This window comes from Devosia sp. CN2-171, assembly GCF_049354815.1.
Taxonomy (GTDB): Bacteria; Pseudomonadota; Alphaproteobacteria; order Rhizobiales; family Devosiaceae; genus Devosia_A.
Genome location: NZ_CP186479.1, coordinates 2,471,912 through 2,488,200 on the forward strand (window position 1 = coordinate 2,471,912; position 16,289 = coordinate 2,488,200).

The window sequence follows — 16,289 nt, forward strand, 5'->3', positions numbered from 1 at the left end:
ATTCGGCGGTGGCCTCAGCCCGCGACGAGCGCCTGGGCGGCCTCGTGCAGCGCCTTGCCGTCGAAACCAGCGGCCGTGGCATCGGCGTACCACTTGTCGATGGTCGGCTGGGCTGCATCCTTCCAGCGCTGGGTCTCGGCCTCGTCGAGCGTGACGATGCTGTTGCCCGCGTCCTGCGCGATCTTGAGGCCGACGGCATCGCCAGCATCCATCGCCGCGCCGAAGGCACGCGCCGTTTCGACGCCCGCATTCTGATCGATCAGCGCCTTCAGATCATCGGGCAGGCCGTTGTAGCGGTCGAGGTTCATGGTGAAGGCAAAGGTCTGCGTATAGAGCCCGTGCGTGCCCGAGAAGCCGGTGTGGTTGTGCACCAGTTCGGCCACCTTGAGCGCCGGCGTCACCTCCCACGGGATCGTCGTACCGTTGATAACGCCTGTGGAGAGCGCCTCGGGCACCTGCGGCACCGGCATGCCGACGGGCTCTGCGCCCAGACCCGCGAGCAGGCCGTTGATGATGCGCGAACCACCGCGGATCTTCATGCCCTTCAGGTCCTCGAGCTTGGTGACCGGGTCCTTGGTGTGGAACAGGCCCGGGCCGTGCGTGTGGACGCAGAGCAGCTTGACCCCCGCGAACTCGTCGATCGAGTTGGCTTCGACAAATTGCTGGAACGCGACCGAAGTGGCTTCGGCCTTCGTCACCATGAACGGCAGCTCGAACACTTCCGATTTGGGGAAGCGGCCCGGCGTGTAGCCCAGCACGGTCCAGATCAGGTCGACCACACCGTCCTTGGCCTGGTCGAAGAGGTCCGGCGGAGCGCCGCCCAGCTGCATGGCCGGATAGAGCTCGAATTTGAGCCGGCCGCCCGACGCCTCCTCGACCCGCTGCGCCCACGGGGCGATGGCCTTGCTCGGGATTGTCGCCTGCGCGGGCAGCATCTGGTGCACGCGCAGGGTCGTTACGTCCTGCCCGCGGACGATCGCCGGCGCCGCCAAGGCAAAGGTACCGGCAGCACTGCCGGCCAGAAATGCACGTCGTTTCATGGGTTCCTCCTCCCAGAGTAGTCTGACTATCCGCCCGCTCGGTGGAGGGCGAAAATGAGAACTGTCATGTCTCGCATAACCCAACGGTTATGCCTCCACTTCCAAATGGCATCGGACGCGCGCCGTCGCTGCGCGGCTTGTTCAGAACAGCCACTGCACGAGGAACAGCGAGATCGATGGAAACGCCACAAGGATCACCGTGCGGACCAAGTCCGAGATCAGGAACGGCGTTACCCCCGCGAAGGTCTGGCCCATGCTGGTTCCCTTGCTCATCGAATTGATGACGAACAGGTTCATCCCCACTGGCGGACTTATCAGCCCGACCTCGACGACGACGAGCGTGAGCACGCCGAACCAGATCGAGAATTCCTCGTGGCTGAGACCGAAATCGAGCGCGAGCGTCACCGGATAGACGACGGGGATGGTCAGCAGGATCATCGACAGCGAGTCCATCGGCCCTCCCAGGATCAGGTACATGATGAGAATGAGGGTCATCACGACCCACGGGTTGAACCCTTGCTCGGTGACGAAAGCAGCCGCGACCTGCGGCAGCTGACTCAGGGCAAGGAAATTGTTCAGCGCAGCCGCCCCCAGGATGATCATGAAGATCATGCCCGTGCCGGTCGCCATCTGCACCATCGCGGTGCGGAAGGCGGGCCAGGTGAAGGTGCGGTTGAAGATGGCGATGAGCGCCGTTCCCAAGGCTCCAACGGCCGCCGCCTCGGTAGGCGTGAAGATGCCAGTATAGATGCCGCCGATCACGAGGACAAAAGTGAAGGGCGCCGGCCAGATGCGACCCAACTGCTTGAAGCGCTCGCGATACGGGACGCGCGGATAGGGGGTCCCGGCGCTTTCCGGCTTCAGCCGGGCGACGATCGCGATGGTGATGCAGTACCCGACCGCGGCGAGGATGCCGGGAACGATTGCGGCAAGGAACAGCTTGGCGATGTTCTGCTCGGTGAGGATGGCATAGATCACGAGGATCCAGGAGGGCGGCACGAGGATGCCGATGGTGCCGCCCGCGGCGAGCGTACCGGTGGCGAGCGCCCCCGAGTAGTTGTGGCGCTTGAGTTCGGGCAGCGCGATCTGTCCCATGGTCGCGGCCGTCGCGAGCGAGGAGCCGCAGATCGAGCCAAACGCGGCGCAGGCACCGATCGAGGCCATGGCGATACCGCCCTTGCGGTGCCCGAGCCAGGATGCAGCCGCATCGAACAGCGCGCGCGACACTCCGCTCATCGCCGCGAACTGCCCCATCAGGAGGAACAGCGGCACGACCGCGAACGAATAGCTCGAGAAGGTCGAGAAGGTGAGCGACTTGAACAGCGCGAGGCTGGGGTTCCAGCTCTTGGTGATGAGATAGTTGCCGACCACGCCCACGATCAGCATCGCAAGCCCGATGGGCATGCGCAGGAAGATGAGCAGGAGAAGGACCGGAAAGGACCAGAGGCCGAGCTCGACATTGCTCATCAGAACAGCCCCACTTCCGGCTTCACCGGGTTGCGCGAGATGGCGTTCATGAAGGAGCGCACCACGCAGTAGGCGCTGACGATGACCATGCAGACTGCGCCAACCATACCCGCGGCATAGGTCCACCACAGGGGCACGTGCAGGATGAACGTCACCTCCCGGTTGCCGTACTTGTCGAGCATGCCGGCCCCGAAACGCCACACGATGAACACGGTCGCGCAGAGCATCAGCGCATCCATGATGAACTCGATGACGACGACCGCGCGCAGCGGGAGATGGTCCACCAGTATCGACACATCGGCATGACCGCGCAGGTATTGCGTCAGCGGCAGGGCGGCGAATATGGCGAACAGCACGCCGAACTGCACGATCTCGAAATCGCCCGGCACGGCGCTCAACCCGAAGGGGATCAGCGCCCGGCCGATGACGCTGACAACGACGATGACGACGACGATCGAGAGCATCACGCCGCCGGCAATGGCGACGGCGCGGGCCAGACCGTAAACCAGCCTGCCAACAAGTGTACTATCCATACGAAGGGCTCCTCTCCCTGGCTGGATCGTGCGGTCTTGGTCCCCTGCGGTAAAATGAAATATCCCGTTCGGCATATAACCGCGGGCTGTGCTGGCTCCCTCAGGCGAAGTTCGGTTTGCGCTTTTCGAGGAAGGCGCGAAGCCCCTCCTCGGCGTCGGCGCCCGTCTGGCTCAAAGCCGCGGCGAGGCTCTCGGCATAAAGCCCGTCTTCGGCCGACATCTTGCCGATCCGGGCCAGCGACTGGATGATCAGGTAGTTCACGGTCGCCGAGTTCTGCGCAACCTGCCGTGCCAGTTCGCTCGCCTTGGCCAATGCCTCGCCGGCCGGTGCGAGATGGTGCGCGAGGCCGAGCCTCACACCCTCCTCTGCCGTATAGGTGCGCCCGGTCAGCATCATCTCGGTCAACCGATCCGCCCCGATGATGGCGCCGATCCTGACGCTCCCGCCGCCGCCCACGAAAATGCCCCGCTGCCCCTCGGGCATACGGAACATCGTCCCCTCCTCCGCGACCCGCACATGGCAGGCCGCCGCGATCTCGAGCCCACCGCCCATCACGGCGCCGCTAAGCGCGGCGACCACCGGCACGCCGCCGAACTGGATGCGGTGCATGACGCCGTGCCAATTGCGCGAATGGCGCATCACCTCCAGCGGTTCGCGCTGGACCTGTTCGCTCAGATCGAGGCCAGCCGAGAAGTGCCCGCCATTGCCGGACAGCACGACGACTTTGACGCCGGCCGGGGTGTCGGAAAAGAACGCGTCGAGGGCTTCGATCACGGCGTCGTTCACCGCGTTGCGCTTGGCAGGACGGTCGAAGGCGAGGTAGGCGACGGGCCCATCTTGCCGTACCGTCAGTTCCGCATGAGTGATGCTCATTTGATCCCTTCCGCCAATGGTGGAATTTGCTCTATTGCATAACAATGCCGGGCGCCAGCAGACGGCCGGCCAGAACGAGAAGCCCCATGAACGAAACCAAGCCCCCACGCAGCTTCGATACCGGCTCGGTCAGCGGCATCATCGGCTATCGCCTGCGGCGGGCCCAGGTCGGCGTGTTCCAACAGTTCATGGCGCGGTTCGCCGAGTTCGGGCTCACACCCGCCGAGTACTCGGTGCTGGCGCTGATCGGCGCCAACCCGGGCAGCAAGCAGACCCAGGTCGGCGAAGCGCTGGGCATCAAGCGCGCCAATTTCGTCACGCTCATCAACGCCCTCGAAGCACGCGGCCTGACCGAGCGGCGGCAGCGAGCCGGCGATCGCCGCGCCAATGCGCTGTTCCTGACCGAGAGCGGCGAGGCGTTCATCGCCAAGGCCAACGCCGTCCAGGCACAGTTCGAGGCCGAGATGGTGGAGCAGCTGGGCGGACAGCAGGCGCGCGACCAGCTTGTCGCCCTGCTCGATCGGCTGGTGCCCACTCAAGGCTGAGCCCTCGAAAAGGCGGCGATCACCTCTTCCGGCACTGGCAGCGATTTCAGCTTCTGCGGATCGTCCGGATCGGTGCCGACCCAGACCCGCGTTTCGCGCCCCTCGATGGCGAGCGCGCCGTCGTTGAACAGCTGGTGCACAACCTCGAAGCTCGAGCGCTTGAAGCCGGTGACGGTCGAGGTGATGGTGACCACGTCGCCGAAGCGCGAGGGCTTCATGAACCTGGCGCCGGTATCCACCATCGGAATGCCCAGGATGCCGAAGCGCTTGATCCAGACGATCTTCTTCATCCCGAGCGCCGCCTCGAACAGATGCGCCGTCGCGGCATCGAACATGCGGAAGTAATTGGGATAGTAGACAATGCCGGCCGGATCGCAGTCGCCGAACTCGATCTCCACCTCACGGGTATTGGTGAGCATCGTCAGCACCTACTTGGACTGCATGCGGAGCGCGCCGTCGAGGCGGACGATCTCGCCGTTGAGGTAGTCGTTCTCGATCATCGCGATCACCAGTTGGGCGAACTCCGCGGGCTCGCCGAGCCGTGAGGGATAGGGGATGGCAGAGGCGAGTGCCGCCTGCGTCTCCTCGGGCAGTTCGGCAAGAAGGGGAGTCTTGAACAGCCCCGGCGCGATGGTCAGCACGCGGATGCCGAAGCGGGCGAGTTCACGCGCCACCGGCAGCGTCAGCGCCGCGATGCCGCCTTTCGAGGCCGCATAGGCCGCCTGCCCGATCTGCCCCTCGAACGCCGCGACCGAAGCAGTGGCAATGATCACGCCCCTGCCCCCATTGGGCCCGGGTGCGGCAACACTCATTTCAGCCGCCACGAGGCGGATCATGTTGAACGTGCCGATGAGGTTGGCGCGCACGACCCGCTCAAAAGCGTCGAGCGGCATCGGCCCATCTCGGCCTACGACGCGCGCCGCCGTGCCGATGCCGGCGCAGTTGACGAGGATGCCCGGCGTGCCCAGGGCGGCGCGGCTCGATGCCAGCGCCTCGGCCGCGCTCGCGGGGTCGGCCACGTCGCAGCGGGCGAAATGGCCCCCGATCTCGCTCGCCACGGCCTCGCCGTGCCCGACGTTGACGTCGAGGATCGCGACGCGGGCGCCGCGGCCTGCGAGCGCCCGGGCCGTTGCCGCGCCCAGCCCCGATCCGCCCCCTGTTACCAGCGCGACAGTCCCGTCAATCCGCACCTAAGGCCTCCGGGTTCTCGAGCAGCACAGCGATGCCCTGACCGCCGCCGATGCAGGCCGAGGCGATGCCGTAGCGCAGTCCCGAGCGCTTGAGCTCGCGCGCCAGCGTCAGTGCCAGCCGCACACCGGTCGCGCCCAGAGGATGCCCGAGCGCGATAGCGCCGCCATTGACGTTGAGCTTGTCCTCGTCGAGCCCAAGTTCACGCACGCAGGCGAGGACCTGGGCGCCGAACGCCTCGTTGATCTCGATCCGGTCGATCCGGTCGAGCGTCAGCCCGGCGGCCTCGAGCACGGCGCGGATGGCCGGAGCCGGGCCGATGCCCATGATGTGCGGCGGTACCCCTACCGAAGCGCTGGCAAGGATGCGCGCCATTGGCTTCCGGTCGGCGAGCGCTGCCGATGCCCCCACGACGACCGCTGCGGCGCCATCGACGATGGCCGAGGAATTGCCGCCGGTCTGCACGCCGCCAAAGGCCGGCCGCAGCCTGGCCAGCACCTCGTAGGGCGACAGCCGTACGTGGCTGTCCTTGTCGACGCTCTCAACGCCCTTGCCCAACTTGATGCCACGCGGCTCAAGAGCATCGACGGTAAAGGTCTCACCGACCACCGGCACGATCTCGTCATCGAAGAAGCCGGCGTCGCGTGCTGCGATCGCGCGCTCGAAACTGCGGGCCGCGAAACGATCCACCTCCTCGCGCCCAATCCCGTACTGCTTGGCGAGGTTCTCGGCCGTATCCCCCATGCTGACGCAGGCGGCTGGATCGTAGAGCGCCTCCCACAGGAAATCCTTGAACTCGACGCGCCCCATGGCGAAGCCGTTGCGGTGCGAGTAGGCGGCAATCGGGTTGCGGCTCATCGATTCCGTACCGACGCCCAGCGCCAGTTCGACCCGGCCGAGCGACACCGCGTCGGCGGCCTGCGACAGAACTTCGAGCCCGGTGCCGCAGATGCGCTGCACCAGATGCGCGGGGCGCTCGACCGGCACCCCCGCATAGAGCCCGATATGACGCGGCGTGACATAGGCGTCGAACGAGGCCTGCGCCATCGAGCCGGCAATCGTGGTACCGATATCGGCGGCCGAGACCCCTGCTTTGGCGATCGCCGCGCGGGCTGCCTTGATGCCCAGATCGATCGGCGAGATGTCGGCCAGCGCCCCGCGATAGTCGACGAACGGAGTGCGTGCGCCTTCGATCAGCCAGGCATCGGTAAAGGTGGCGCTCAGGGCATTTTGCTTGGTCACTCAGCGGGCCTTTCGCTCGAAACTCATCACATGGGAAGGTGCTGGATCGGCATAGAGATCCGCCACCAGCTGCGCCCGCGCCGCCATTACGGCACGCTGGTTGATCGAGCCCTTGTCGGTGATCTCGCCCGCGTCGCTCGAGGGCGGCGTTCCGACGATGACCGCACGGGCGATATGGCTGGCGCTGCCGGTAGCGTTCGCCGCCAGCGCGTCGAACCGCTGCTGGAACGCTGCCCGCACCGCCGGATGCGCGACGACCTCCTCGCCGCTCACGTCCGGCCCGAGATCGGCGAGCGCCCGGCAGGCAGTGAGGTCCGGAAAGATCAATGCGCCGATGTGGTTGCGGTCGAGCCCCGTCAGCACGATGTCGCGCATCAGCCCCGTCGCCGCCGCGATCGCCCCCGCCCTCACGCCGGCCATGTTGACCCAGGTGCCGGTCGCGAGCTTGAAGTCCTCGCTCACCCGGCCATCGAACACGAAACCGCGGGCGATGTTGCCCGGTTCTGCGAACTTCAGCGCGTCCCCGATCTTGTAGTAGCCTTCCTCGTCGAAGCACTCGGCCGTCTTGTCTGGTGCCTTCCAGTAGCCTGGCGTGACATTGGGACCCTTGAGCCGCAGCTCCAGCTTCTCGCCATCCGGCACCAGCTTGATCTCGAGGCCAGCGGCCGGCAGGCCGACCAGCCCGGCGCGGTCCACCACCCATGTCGTGGTGAAAGCAAACGGCGCCGTCTCGGTCGAACCATAACCGGTTATGATCATGATGCGCTCACCCGTTGCGGCCCGTGCCGCGCTGTCGAGCCCGTCCCAGACGTGCTGGCTCAGCGAGGCGCCGGCATATTGCAGCAGCTTGACCCGGCTGAAGAAACTGTCGCGCAGCGGCTGGTCGGCAAGCAGGTGCTCGACCAGCAGCTCGTAGCCCTTGGGCACGTTGAAATAGAGCGTCGGGGCGATATCGGTGAGGTTGCGCACTGTGCGCCGGATACCCTCGGGCGTCGCCATGCCGTCGTCAACGTAGAAGCTGCCGCCGTTGTAGAGGGCGATGCCCAGGTTGTGGCTGCCGCCGGCCACATGGTTCCACGGCATCCAGTCGACCAGCACCGGCGGCTCGTCGGCAAGGAAGGCGAGCGCGGTGCGGATCATCTCCTGGTTGCAGGTCAGCATGCGCTGGGTGGTGATCACCGCCTTGGGCATGCCGGTCGAACCGGAGGTGAAGAGGAACTTGGCGATTGTATCCGCTGTGACCGTCGCGTTGGCGGCGTCGATTTCGGTGGTCGGCACCGTTTGCGTGAGGTCGCTGAACAGACGGGACGCGCGACCGGCCGGTGGGTTCTTACGCACGACCAGCGGGATGGCCGGATCGATCGCGGCGGCAAGCGCGGGGCCAAACTTTTCGCCGTCGCTGGCATAGACCATGCCCGGCTCCAGCTGCCCGACGATATATTTGAGCTTGGCGAAGTCCTTGGACACCAGCGAGTAGGCCGGTGACAGCGGCGCGTGCGGCACGCCTACCAGCATCGCGGCATAGCCGAGCAGTGCGTGTTCGATCTCGTTGCCCGAAAGGATCAGCAGCGGGTGTTCCGGCGAGAGCTTCGCGTCGAGCATCGCCTGCGCCAGCGGCCGGATGAGCCGGTTCGCCTCGGCATAAGTAACCGTGCGCCAGCCGCCGTCCTCACCGCGGTCGGCGATGAACACCGCATCCGGGGTTACCGCCGCCCAATGCGCCAGCCGATCCGTCATCGAGCGAGGATAGGCGCCGAGCAATTCGAGCGAGCGCACATAGACCGTGCCGTCGGCGCGCGTCTCTGCTTCCGCGCGCATCGTGCCCATGCGAACCGGGCGAAGGTGCAACCCCTGCTCAGCGTTCATTGGTTCCTCCCTCCCAACAATAGTTATGCTACATAACAAAATTCCGGAGTCAAGAGCCGGGATGTAGCCGTCGCCCGGTGCCATCCCAATGGGCAGCGTCCGTGTGGTCGGGTGAGCGAAAGACCTGCCGGTTGGGACGGGGCGGGGCATGGCGGCCTCGACTAGAAAGCCAGCACAGCTTCCTCAGGCCACTCGAGCCTTTGACCAAGTCGCGGAGCCCAGCAACCGGCCTCTCGTTTGCCGATATCGGGAACATGCCGTCCGGCGCGGCTCCGCCGGTCCTGGCCCCAATTTCTGGGAAAACGTGCGGCCCCTCGTTGCTGATCCAAGTCCTCAGCGATCCCAAAGTCCGCTCAGCTACCCGGCGTGGAACAACCGTCGATAGTCGGACGGGGTCACGCCGACGTACTTCTTGAACACCCGCGAAAAGTATTGCGACGAGTGGAAGCCGCTGTCGATGCCGATGGCGGTGACTGACTCCGAGGTTTTGGTCAACCGCTCGCAGCAGCGCTTGATGCGGACGCGCTGGCGGTAGTCGTTGGGGGCCATACCGACTTCGCGGGTGAAGAGGCTGTAGAGCCGGCTCTTGCCGTAGCCGAGCTGGCGCGCCACGTCCTCAATGCTGTCGTCCTTGTCGCCGATATCGCTTTCGGCGCTGTCGCGCAGCAGCGCCGCTGCCTGCCGCACCAGTCGGCTTTGAGCGCCGGTACTGCGGCCGCTCGAACATGCTTCCCACAGCGAGGTCACCGAGGAATAGAGCCGCGAGCGCACCTCGGCCATGATCGGTGCCGAGCCGATCATCAAGCGTTCATCGGTGAGCCGCGAGCAGAGCTCGCCCAGCGTACGGTAGAGTTGCTCGGGCAGGTCGATCGGGCGCTGCTGCTCGTTGGCCATGACGAACAGGGCTTCGATCTCGGAATCGAGAAACAGCCGCGCTGTCCCGCAGGCCTGCTTGATCGGCTGGAATACCATCCAGAGCAGCCGGCAGGGCGTATAGACGCCATTGGAGATGCGGTGCCGCTGGCCGGCGGGGATGATCACCGCCTGGCTGCCGGTCGCCATCGAGAAGTGGTCGTCGGGCAGGTCCCAGCAGGCCTCGCCCGACTGCATGAAGAGGATCTCGACGCCGTCATGCACCTCCCAGGAATCCGAGGTCGGCACGGCGCTGCGGAACTGGTAGTAGCCGAAGAGCGCGATCTCCGGGATGCCAAAATCGGCGCCGCCAAAGGTGGGCTGCTGGCCGAGCAGGCGGGAGCCGATCATGACCGCTCCCTGATATCAGTCGGGATACGCACGCCCTCGTCGCTGTCGACCAGCGCTCCTTCACCAGTGGATCAAAGCGTAACAAGTTCCGGTAGGGTCAGCAAATCGAAGCCCGGCAGGTCTAGCTCGAGCGTGTCGCCCCCGACCAGCCGCAGGTCGGCGAAGCACACCTCGTCCGTCCCCGCCTCGTGCGGCACGGCCTGGCCCGCCCTGCGCACGCCGGACGCCATGCCGCTTGCCGGCGGCAGGCCAAGGCTGCGGAGGTCGAGATCGCCGCCGAGCACGCCGAGCAGCATCTTGTTGCCGGCGAACTCAACCGTGCCATAGGCATTGCCGCCCGACCAGAAGCTGCGGAAGACGCCGCCGGCCTGCAGCTTAGGCGCAAAGCCGATGTGCCCGCGCCGTGCGTCAACACTGAAGCCGGCGAGCACCACCATGGCACCCCAGCTGGCCATCGAGCGGGCATAGTTGGAGCCGCACTCGATCTCGTTCCAGGGGTTGCGCTTGGCACCGTCGTAGCGATCGCGCACGCCGGCGGTGACAGTGACGCCCTCCCCCAGCATGCCATAGGCCATCAGCATCTGGCCGAAGGCGTACTCCATGCCGTGCATGGTTTCCTGTGCATAGGGCACGGGCACGGCTGGCTTGCTGGCGTCATCCGGCCAGGTGGCGATCACCGTGCCGGATTCGTCATCCATGTCGAAGACCCGGCAGGGATTGTAGATATCGCCCAGCCGGGCTTTGAAATTGTGCCGGTAGATCGCCTTGAGGCTCGAGACCATCTTGTCGCGGTCGAGCACGTCGCCCAGCCCGTAAAGCGTCGCGTGCCACTGGCCGAGCGCCTGGTCGATCAGGCAGCCGCCCCCCATCTGGTACTTGAGCTCGTTGTGTTCGGCGCTCCAGTAGAGCTGGTCGACCGTATCGCCGAGCACGCCCACCGCCAGCTCGCCCTTGACGAAGGGGGTGAGGATCGAGCGGTCCGAGAGGTCGATGTCCTGGACGAAATACTCGCCGTTGAAGAGGTGCTGGTCGACCCAGGAGCGGCCGCGCTCATAGATCGCCGAATAGTCGGCCGCGGTCTCCGGCTCGCCCATCGCCTCGGCCATCTCGGCGCCTGCCTTCAACGCCCCCAGATAGAAGCCGGTGAGCCAGGAGTTCGGCCCGAACAGTTCCATGTCGAGCGTGTGGTGCTGGCGGCCCCACAGCACGCCGGTCCGTTCGGGATCCCAGCGGTCCGGATTTTCCGGGCTCCAGGCATAGTCGATGCTGCGCTTGGCCGCCGGCCAGAGCTTCCTGAGCCAGTCGGTATCGCCCGAGAGCTTCCAGTCGCGATAGAGCTTCAAAATATTGCCGAACTGCCCGTCGGCGCAGGGCCGTTCGGTGGTGTAGTTGGTGCCCAGCGGCAGGCTGAGCCGGAAGCTCAGGCCGCCGGCCGCGTTCATGTTGTACTTGTAGTCCGCCTCGCGCATCGAGCGTTCCAGCGCCGGGTAGAGGAAGGGCAGCGCCTGCTGGTAGTTCCACACATGGGTGCAGCTGCCTTCGCAGGAACCGGCTGTCGGATGGCAGCCTTCCCAGCCGTAGAACGTGCCATCCTCGAGCCGTAGCGTCGTCGGCGACTTGAGGATCGAGAGATTGGCCGCCGCGGCATCGAGCACCGGCAGCGGCATGGTCGAGCCATAAACGGCGTCGCGGAAGGCAAGGGTCTCCTCGCGCAACTCGGCCCAGCGCGACAAGACTTCGGCCGCCACGGTTTCGGCGCCGGTCCACTCGGTCGCGTACCAGTTCTTCCATTGCCCCACGGCGGCGGATGGCTGGCGGAAATGCCAGACCGGGGTGATCCAATACTTCCTGAAATTGGGGGCGTACCAGCTCAGCGCGAAACGCACCGTGCGGCTCTCGCCCGGCGGCACAACGACATGCGCGGCGACGAGGCTGGAATCGCGGTTGCGGCCCATGCCGCCGGCCATGTCGGAATTGCCATAGTCCCGTTCGGCGAACACCCCTGGCCGATGCAGATCCTTCCAATAGACCTCCAGCGCATCGAACCAGTGGCCACGATAGAGATGCGTCTGCCGGCTGGTCACCGGACTGTCGGTCGCCAGCACAATCTCGGCATAGTCCGGCGACGTCGTATCGGGCTCGTCGGTCGAGACTTTCACGCCCGTCGTGCCCTTGCGGTTGACCCGCCCTGCCTTGGTCGGCGGATGCAGGCCATGGCCGACCACGCCCACCGCGCTATAGGTGATCTCGGCATCGGTGGGGTTGGTGAAGGCGATCTCGAACATCGCCACCGGCATGGACGAGTCGCGGTCGCGGAGCGGGATGAACGGGTTGAAGGCGCTGAGCGTGACCGTGCCGGGGAACTCGGGACTGTCGAAATCGAGCTTGGCGACCGGGAAGCGGCCCTCGAAACTGTTCCGGGCGAAATGCGGCATGCCGGCGAGCGAGTCTCGGCGCGCGCCAAAGCCGAAATTTCGCGAGGTGTCGGCGGGGAAGTCGCCCGTGCGGTTGCCCAGGTAGGGGCCGTTTAGGATGCGCGCATCGAGGACCTTGCCGGCCTGCTCGGCCTTGACGGCGAAGTGGCTCAGGCCGTTGGTGATGCCCTTGGCCGGCCGGTTCTGGATTTCCCAGTCGATCAGCCGGCCGCCGCCGGAGAGCCCGATCGAGCCGGTGCCGATCCCACCGAGCGGGAATGAGATCTCGCGGGTGGCGTCTCCGCTATAGCTAAACGGCGCCGAATTCGGCATCTGGTCTTTCCTCCCCGGGGAACCGGACTTCTTCTGTTCCGGCAAGCTATCGTGGGCGATCCTGCGCGACGTTCCCTAAGCGCCGCTGGAAAATCGTGCACATCATCGGCCTCGCCGGCGGAACAGCTCGCGCAGCGGTGGCGCTGCGATGAAGACCGTGACGAGGATGACCAGTCCGTAAATGATCCTGAGCGCTCCGGCGTCGAGCCGGAAGATCGGCAGCACGCCAGTGAGGATGGTCAGCACCAGCGCTCCGGCTATGGTCCCCAGATAGGAGCCCGTGCCGCCCAGGATCGAGACGCCGCCGATGGCGACCGCGGCGATCGAGGTGAACAGATACGGGTCGCCCATGCCGAGATAGGCCTGCCGGCTGTAGCCGGCGAGGAGAATTCCCGCGAGCGCGGCAGTGAGGCCGCTGACCGCATAGGCGGTAATGGTGGTACGCACCACCGGGACACCCGAAAGCGTCGCCACCGAACGGCTGCTGCCCATCGCATAGAGATATCGTCCGAAGGCGGTGCGCCGTTCGACCACAACGACGAGCGCTGCCAGCGCGACCCACACAAGAAGCATGACGGGGACAGGGCCGAGCTTGCCGGCGGCGACGAAGGTCAGCGCTGGCGGAGCGAGCGGCGGCGGAAAGCCGCGCGTCCAGATGAGCAGCAGGCCCTGGGTGATCACGTTGACCGACATGGTCATGACGATCGGTGGCACGCGCAGGAGCGCAATACCGATGCCATTGACCGCGCCCACCGCGCAACCGCAGAGCAGGACAAGCGGCACGATCCAGAGCAGCGGCCAGTTCTGGCCATGGGCGAGCGCGGTCACCAGTATGGCAGCGCTGTTCATGATCCATGGAACGCTCAGGTCAATGCCGCCGCCGACGATGACGATCGTCTGCCCGATCGCGACAATGCCGATGAACGCAGCGGCGGTGATGAGGGTCGCTACATGCGCGGGATTGGCAAAGCCAGGGGAATAAAGACTCACCAGCGCAAACAGGAGGAGCGCCGCGGCGTAGGCGAGAAGGATCGGGCTCGGAGCCGCCAGCCGGAACTTCATCACCCTCCCCCTCGGTTCGAGCGTGACTCAGTGAGAGCGGTGAGGATGACGACCAGCATCAGGATGCAGCCGGACATCACCCACTGCCAGTAACTCTGGAGCTTGAGCAGGAACACCACATCGCCGATCAGCGTCAGAATGAACGCTCCGACGATCGTGCCCATCAGCGAGCCGCGCCCACCCATCAGGCTCGTGCCGCCAATCACTACGGCGGCGATGGCCGGCAGGACATATTGCGTGCCGACGGTTGGACTACCGGCGCCCGTCTGGGTACTGAAATAAAGGCCGGCGGTCGCGGCGAAGAAGCCGGACAGCCCATAAGCCCAAGCATTGGTGGCGAGCACCGAGACGCGGTTGAGGTAGGCGCTGCGCTCGTTCGAGCCAGCGGCACGGATCGTGTTGTAGACGCGCGTGCGGCTGAACCACGCCCACAGCGCAAACAACACCCCGAGCAACATGATCGGCACGCCGACATCGCCGACCAGCACATGTTCTACAGCGACCCAGCTCTCCGGAACACCGCTGTTTTCGGCCGGCAAGACGGTCAGTGCGCAGCCTTCGAGGATCGACCAGGTGGCGAGCGTCACGACGAAGGGCTGGAGCTTGCCAAGTGTAATGATCACCCCGTTCAGCACACCGATCGCCGCGCCCAGCCCGAGAACGAAGGCGATCCAGAAGATGGACTCGACGGCGCCGGGATCGCCGCGTGTCGCACAGATCGCGGTGGTGAGGCTGAGGATACCGCCGACCGACAGGTCAATACCGCCGCGCGTCACGACAATGGTTTGGCCCGTCGAGATCAGGATCAGAGTCATCGCGGCGGCGACCTTGATGTTGATCTGGTCCATCGCAAACGTGCTCGGCCGCATGATGCCGATGGCCGCACCCAGGAGGATTAGAACGATCAGCGGCGGCAGCCACATATGACGGCGCACCAGCGCGACAGCGGCGCTCACGCGGCGGATCCCTGCGAGAGGGTGGCGCTGAGGATAGCTCCCTCGGTCATCGTCTCCCCTTGCAGCGTCGCCGCGATCGCGCCGTAGCTCATGACGAGCGTGCGGTCGGCGACATTGGCGAGTTCGGCCAGGTCGGTTGAGAAGAACAGGATGGCGAAGCCACGTGCCGCGAGGCTGCGCATCAGTGAAAAGATCTCCGCCTTGGTGCCGACATCGACGCCGCGCGTGGGGTCGAAGAAGAGCAGAATCCTGGCTTCGGTCGCGAGCAGTTTGGCCAGCACGACCTTCTGCTGGTTGCCGCCCGACAGCGTGCCCGCGAGCTGCTCCATCGAGTCGGCCTTGATCTGCAGCAATGCCATCGCCTCCTCGACCAGCTTGCGCTCGGCCCGTGTGTCGACCAGTCCGCGCCTAACGACGCGTTTGAGCGCCGACAGAACGATGTTCTCACGCACAGGTTTGCCAAGCAGGATGCCCTGGTCGCGCCTGTCCTCGGGCAACAGCGCCATGCCGATTTCCGGCGACAGCGCATGGCCGGGGCTGCGGATCGTCACCGGTTTCCCCCAGATCTCAATCCGGCCCTCGGCCCGCTCGGCGCCGAACAGCGCCATGAACAATTCGCGCTGGCCATGCCCCTGGAGACCGGCCACACCCAGCACTTCGCCTTCGCGCATGTCAAAGCTCACGCCGCGCAAGATATGACCGACCTTCAAATCCGTGACCTTGAGCGCGATCTGCCCGGTGGCGGTCGGCTTGCGCTCAGGGAAGAGCCGGTCGAGCCTGCGTCCGAGCATCATGGAAACGATGTCCCCGTCCGTCAGGTCCGTGGTCGTCTCAGTCCCCACGGTTTCGCCGTTGCGCAAGACCGTGACTCGGTCGGCAACGCGCCGGACCTCATCCATGCGATGCGAGATGTAGAGGACGAGCTTACCCGAAGCGGCGCGCTCCCGCGCCTTGCCGAGCAGCCAGTCGACCTCCTTGGGTAGAAGCGCAGAGGTTGCTTCGTCGAGGATGAGGATGGTGGGATCGCTCGACAGGCCCTTGACGATCTCAATGAGCTGCCGGTCCCCGATCGAGAGCGTCCGTACCGGCACGTTGGGGGTGATCGTGGCGAGGCCGAGCGCGGCAAAGAGCGCGGCTGCCTTCTCGTTGAGATCGCGTTGCGAAATGGTTCCGAGCGCCGAGAGTTGTTCGTCGCCGAAGAAGATGTTTTCTGCCACGGTCAGTTCGGGGATCAGGGAAAGCTCCTGGAACACCGGACTGATGCCCGCACGGCGCGCCTGGCGCGGGTCACGTGCGCGGTAGGCGGCGCCCGAGAGTTTCAGCTCGCCTTCGTCAGCGGCGACCGCACCCGCGAGAATCTGGATGAAGGTCGATTTCCCGGCGCCATTTTCGCCCAGAATGGCACGCACTTCGCCGGCGTTTGCGGCGAAGTGCATCTTGTTCAGGGCAAGAATGCCGCCATAGCGCTTGCTGACCCCAACCGCTTCCAGCAATGCCACGACGTCG

Annotated in this window: 14 protein-coding genes; 1 reads left to right on the top strand and 13 read right to left on the bottom strand. The window is 65.6% G+C overall.

What is annotated here, in order from left to right:
* Positions 1–14: 14 nt before the first annotated feature.
* The 4 genes from ACOYW5_RS12195 to ACOYW5_RS12210 form a co-directional block, all read right to left on the bottom strand.
* Positions 15–1,040, bottom strand: a complete 1,026-nt coding sequence (locus ACOYW5_RS12195) for a TRAP transporter substrate-binding protein (RefSeq protein WP_423065160.1) — start codon at positions 1,038–1,040, stop codon at positions 15–17.
* Positions 1,041–1,181: 141 nt separating this feature from the next.
* Positions 1,182–2,507 (bottom strand): TRAP transporter large permease, encoded by a 1,326-nt coding sequence (locus ACOYW5_RS12200; protein ID WP_423065161.1) that lies wholly within the window; start codon positions 2,505–2,507, stop codon positions 1,182–1,184.
* On the bottom strand, positions 2,507–3,040 hold the full coding sequence (locus ACOYW5_RS12205) for a TRAP transporter small permease (protein ID WP_423065162.1): 534 nt from the start codon (positions 3,038–3,040) through the stop codon (positions 2,507–2,509). Before ACOYW5_RS12205 ends, ACOYW5_RS12200 begins: the two co-directional genes overlap by 1 nt.
* A 100-nt stretch (positions 3,041–3,140) precedes the next feature.
* Positions 3,141–3,914: a crotonase/enoyl-CoA hydratase family protein gene (locus ACOYW5_RS12210; RefSeq protein ID WP_423065163.1), complete on the bottom strand. Its 774-nt coding sequence runs from the start codon at positions 3,912–3,914 to the stop codon at positions 3,141–3,143.
* Positions 3,915–4,000: 86 nt separating this feature from the next.
* Between ACOYW5_RS12210 and ACOYW5_RS12215 the strand changes: the two genes are divergently transcribed.
* Positions 4,001–4,459, top strand: a complete 459-nt coding sequence (locus ACOYW5_RS12215; protein ID WP_423065164.1) for a MarR family winged helix-turn-helix transcriptional regulator — start codon at positions 4,001–4,003, stop codon at positions 4,457–4,459.
* Here the strand turns inward: ACOYW5_RS12215 and ACOYW5_RS12220 are convergent.
* From ACOYW5_RS12220 to ACOYW5_RS12260, 9 genes are all read right to left on the bottom strand, one after another.
* Entirely contained in the window at positions 4,450–4,878 is a 429-nt protein-coding gene (locus ACOYW5_RS12220) for an acyl-CoA thioesterase (protein ID WP_423065165.1), read from the bottom strand. The genes ACOYW5_RS12215 and ACOYW5_RS12220 overlap by 10 nt on opposite strands.
* Positions 4,879–4,887: 9 nt before the next feature.
* Positions 4,888–5,649: an SDR family NAD(P)-dependent oxidoreductase gene (locus ACOYW5_RS12225; protein ID WP_423065166.1), complete on the bottom strand. Its 762-nt coding sequence runs from the start codon at positions 5,647–5,649 to the stop codon at positions 4,888–4,890.
* The gene (locus ACOYW5_RS12230) at positions 5,639–6,889 is read right to left on the bottom strand and encodes a thiolase family protein (protein WP_423065167.1); all 1,251 of its coding nucleotides are present in this window, start codon (positions 6,887–6,889) and stop codon (positions 5,639–5,641) included. Before ACOYW5_RS12230 ends, ACOYW5_RS12225 begins: the two co-directional genes overlap by 11 nt.
* The gene (locus ACOYW5_RS12235; RefSeq protein WP_423065168.1) at positions 6,890–8,755 is read right to left on the bottom strand and encodes a feruloyl-CoA synthase; all 1,866 of its coding nucleotides are present in this window, start codon (positions 8,753–8,755) and stop codon (positions 6,890–6,892) included.
* A 357-nt stretch (positions 8,756–9,112) separates the two neighbouring features.
* A complete protein-coding gene (locus tag ACOYW5_RS12240) occupies positions 9,113–10,018 on the bottom strand; it encodes a helix-turn-helix domain-containing protein (protein WP_423065169.1) in 906 nt (301 codons plus the stop codon).
* Between the two features lie 71 nt (positions 10,019–10,089).
* A complete protein-coding gene (locus ACOYW5_RS12245; RefSeq protein ID WP_423065170.1) occupies positions 10,090–12,765 on the bottom strand; it encodes a GH116 family glycosyl-hydrolase in 2,676 nt (891 codons plus the stop codon).
* Between the two features lie 102 nt (positions 12,766–12,867).
* Positions 12,868–13,827: an ABC transporter permease gene (locus tag ACOYW5_RS12250; protein WP_423065171.1), complete on the bottom strand. Its 960-nt coding sequence runs from the start codon at positions 13,825–13,827 to the stop codon at positions 12,868–12,870.
* Positions 13,827–14,783, bottom strand: a complete 957-nt coding sequence (locus ACOYW5_RS12255) for an ABC transporter permease (RefSeq protein ID WP_423065172.1) — start codon at positions 14,781–14,783, stop codon at positions 13,827–13,829. Before ACOYW5_RS12255 ends, ACOYW5_RS12250 begins: the two co-directional genes overlap by 1 nt.
* Positions 14,780–16,282, bottom strand: coding sequence for a sugar ABC transporter ATP-binding protein (locus ACOYW5_RS12260; RefSeq protein ID WP_423065173.1), 1,503 nt, complete (start codon positions 16,280–16,282; stop codon positions 14,780–14,782). The genes ACOYW5_RS12255 and ACOYW5_RS12260 overlap by 4 nt, the downstream gene beginning before the upstream one ends.
* Positions 16,283–16,289 lie beyond the last annotated feature (7 nt).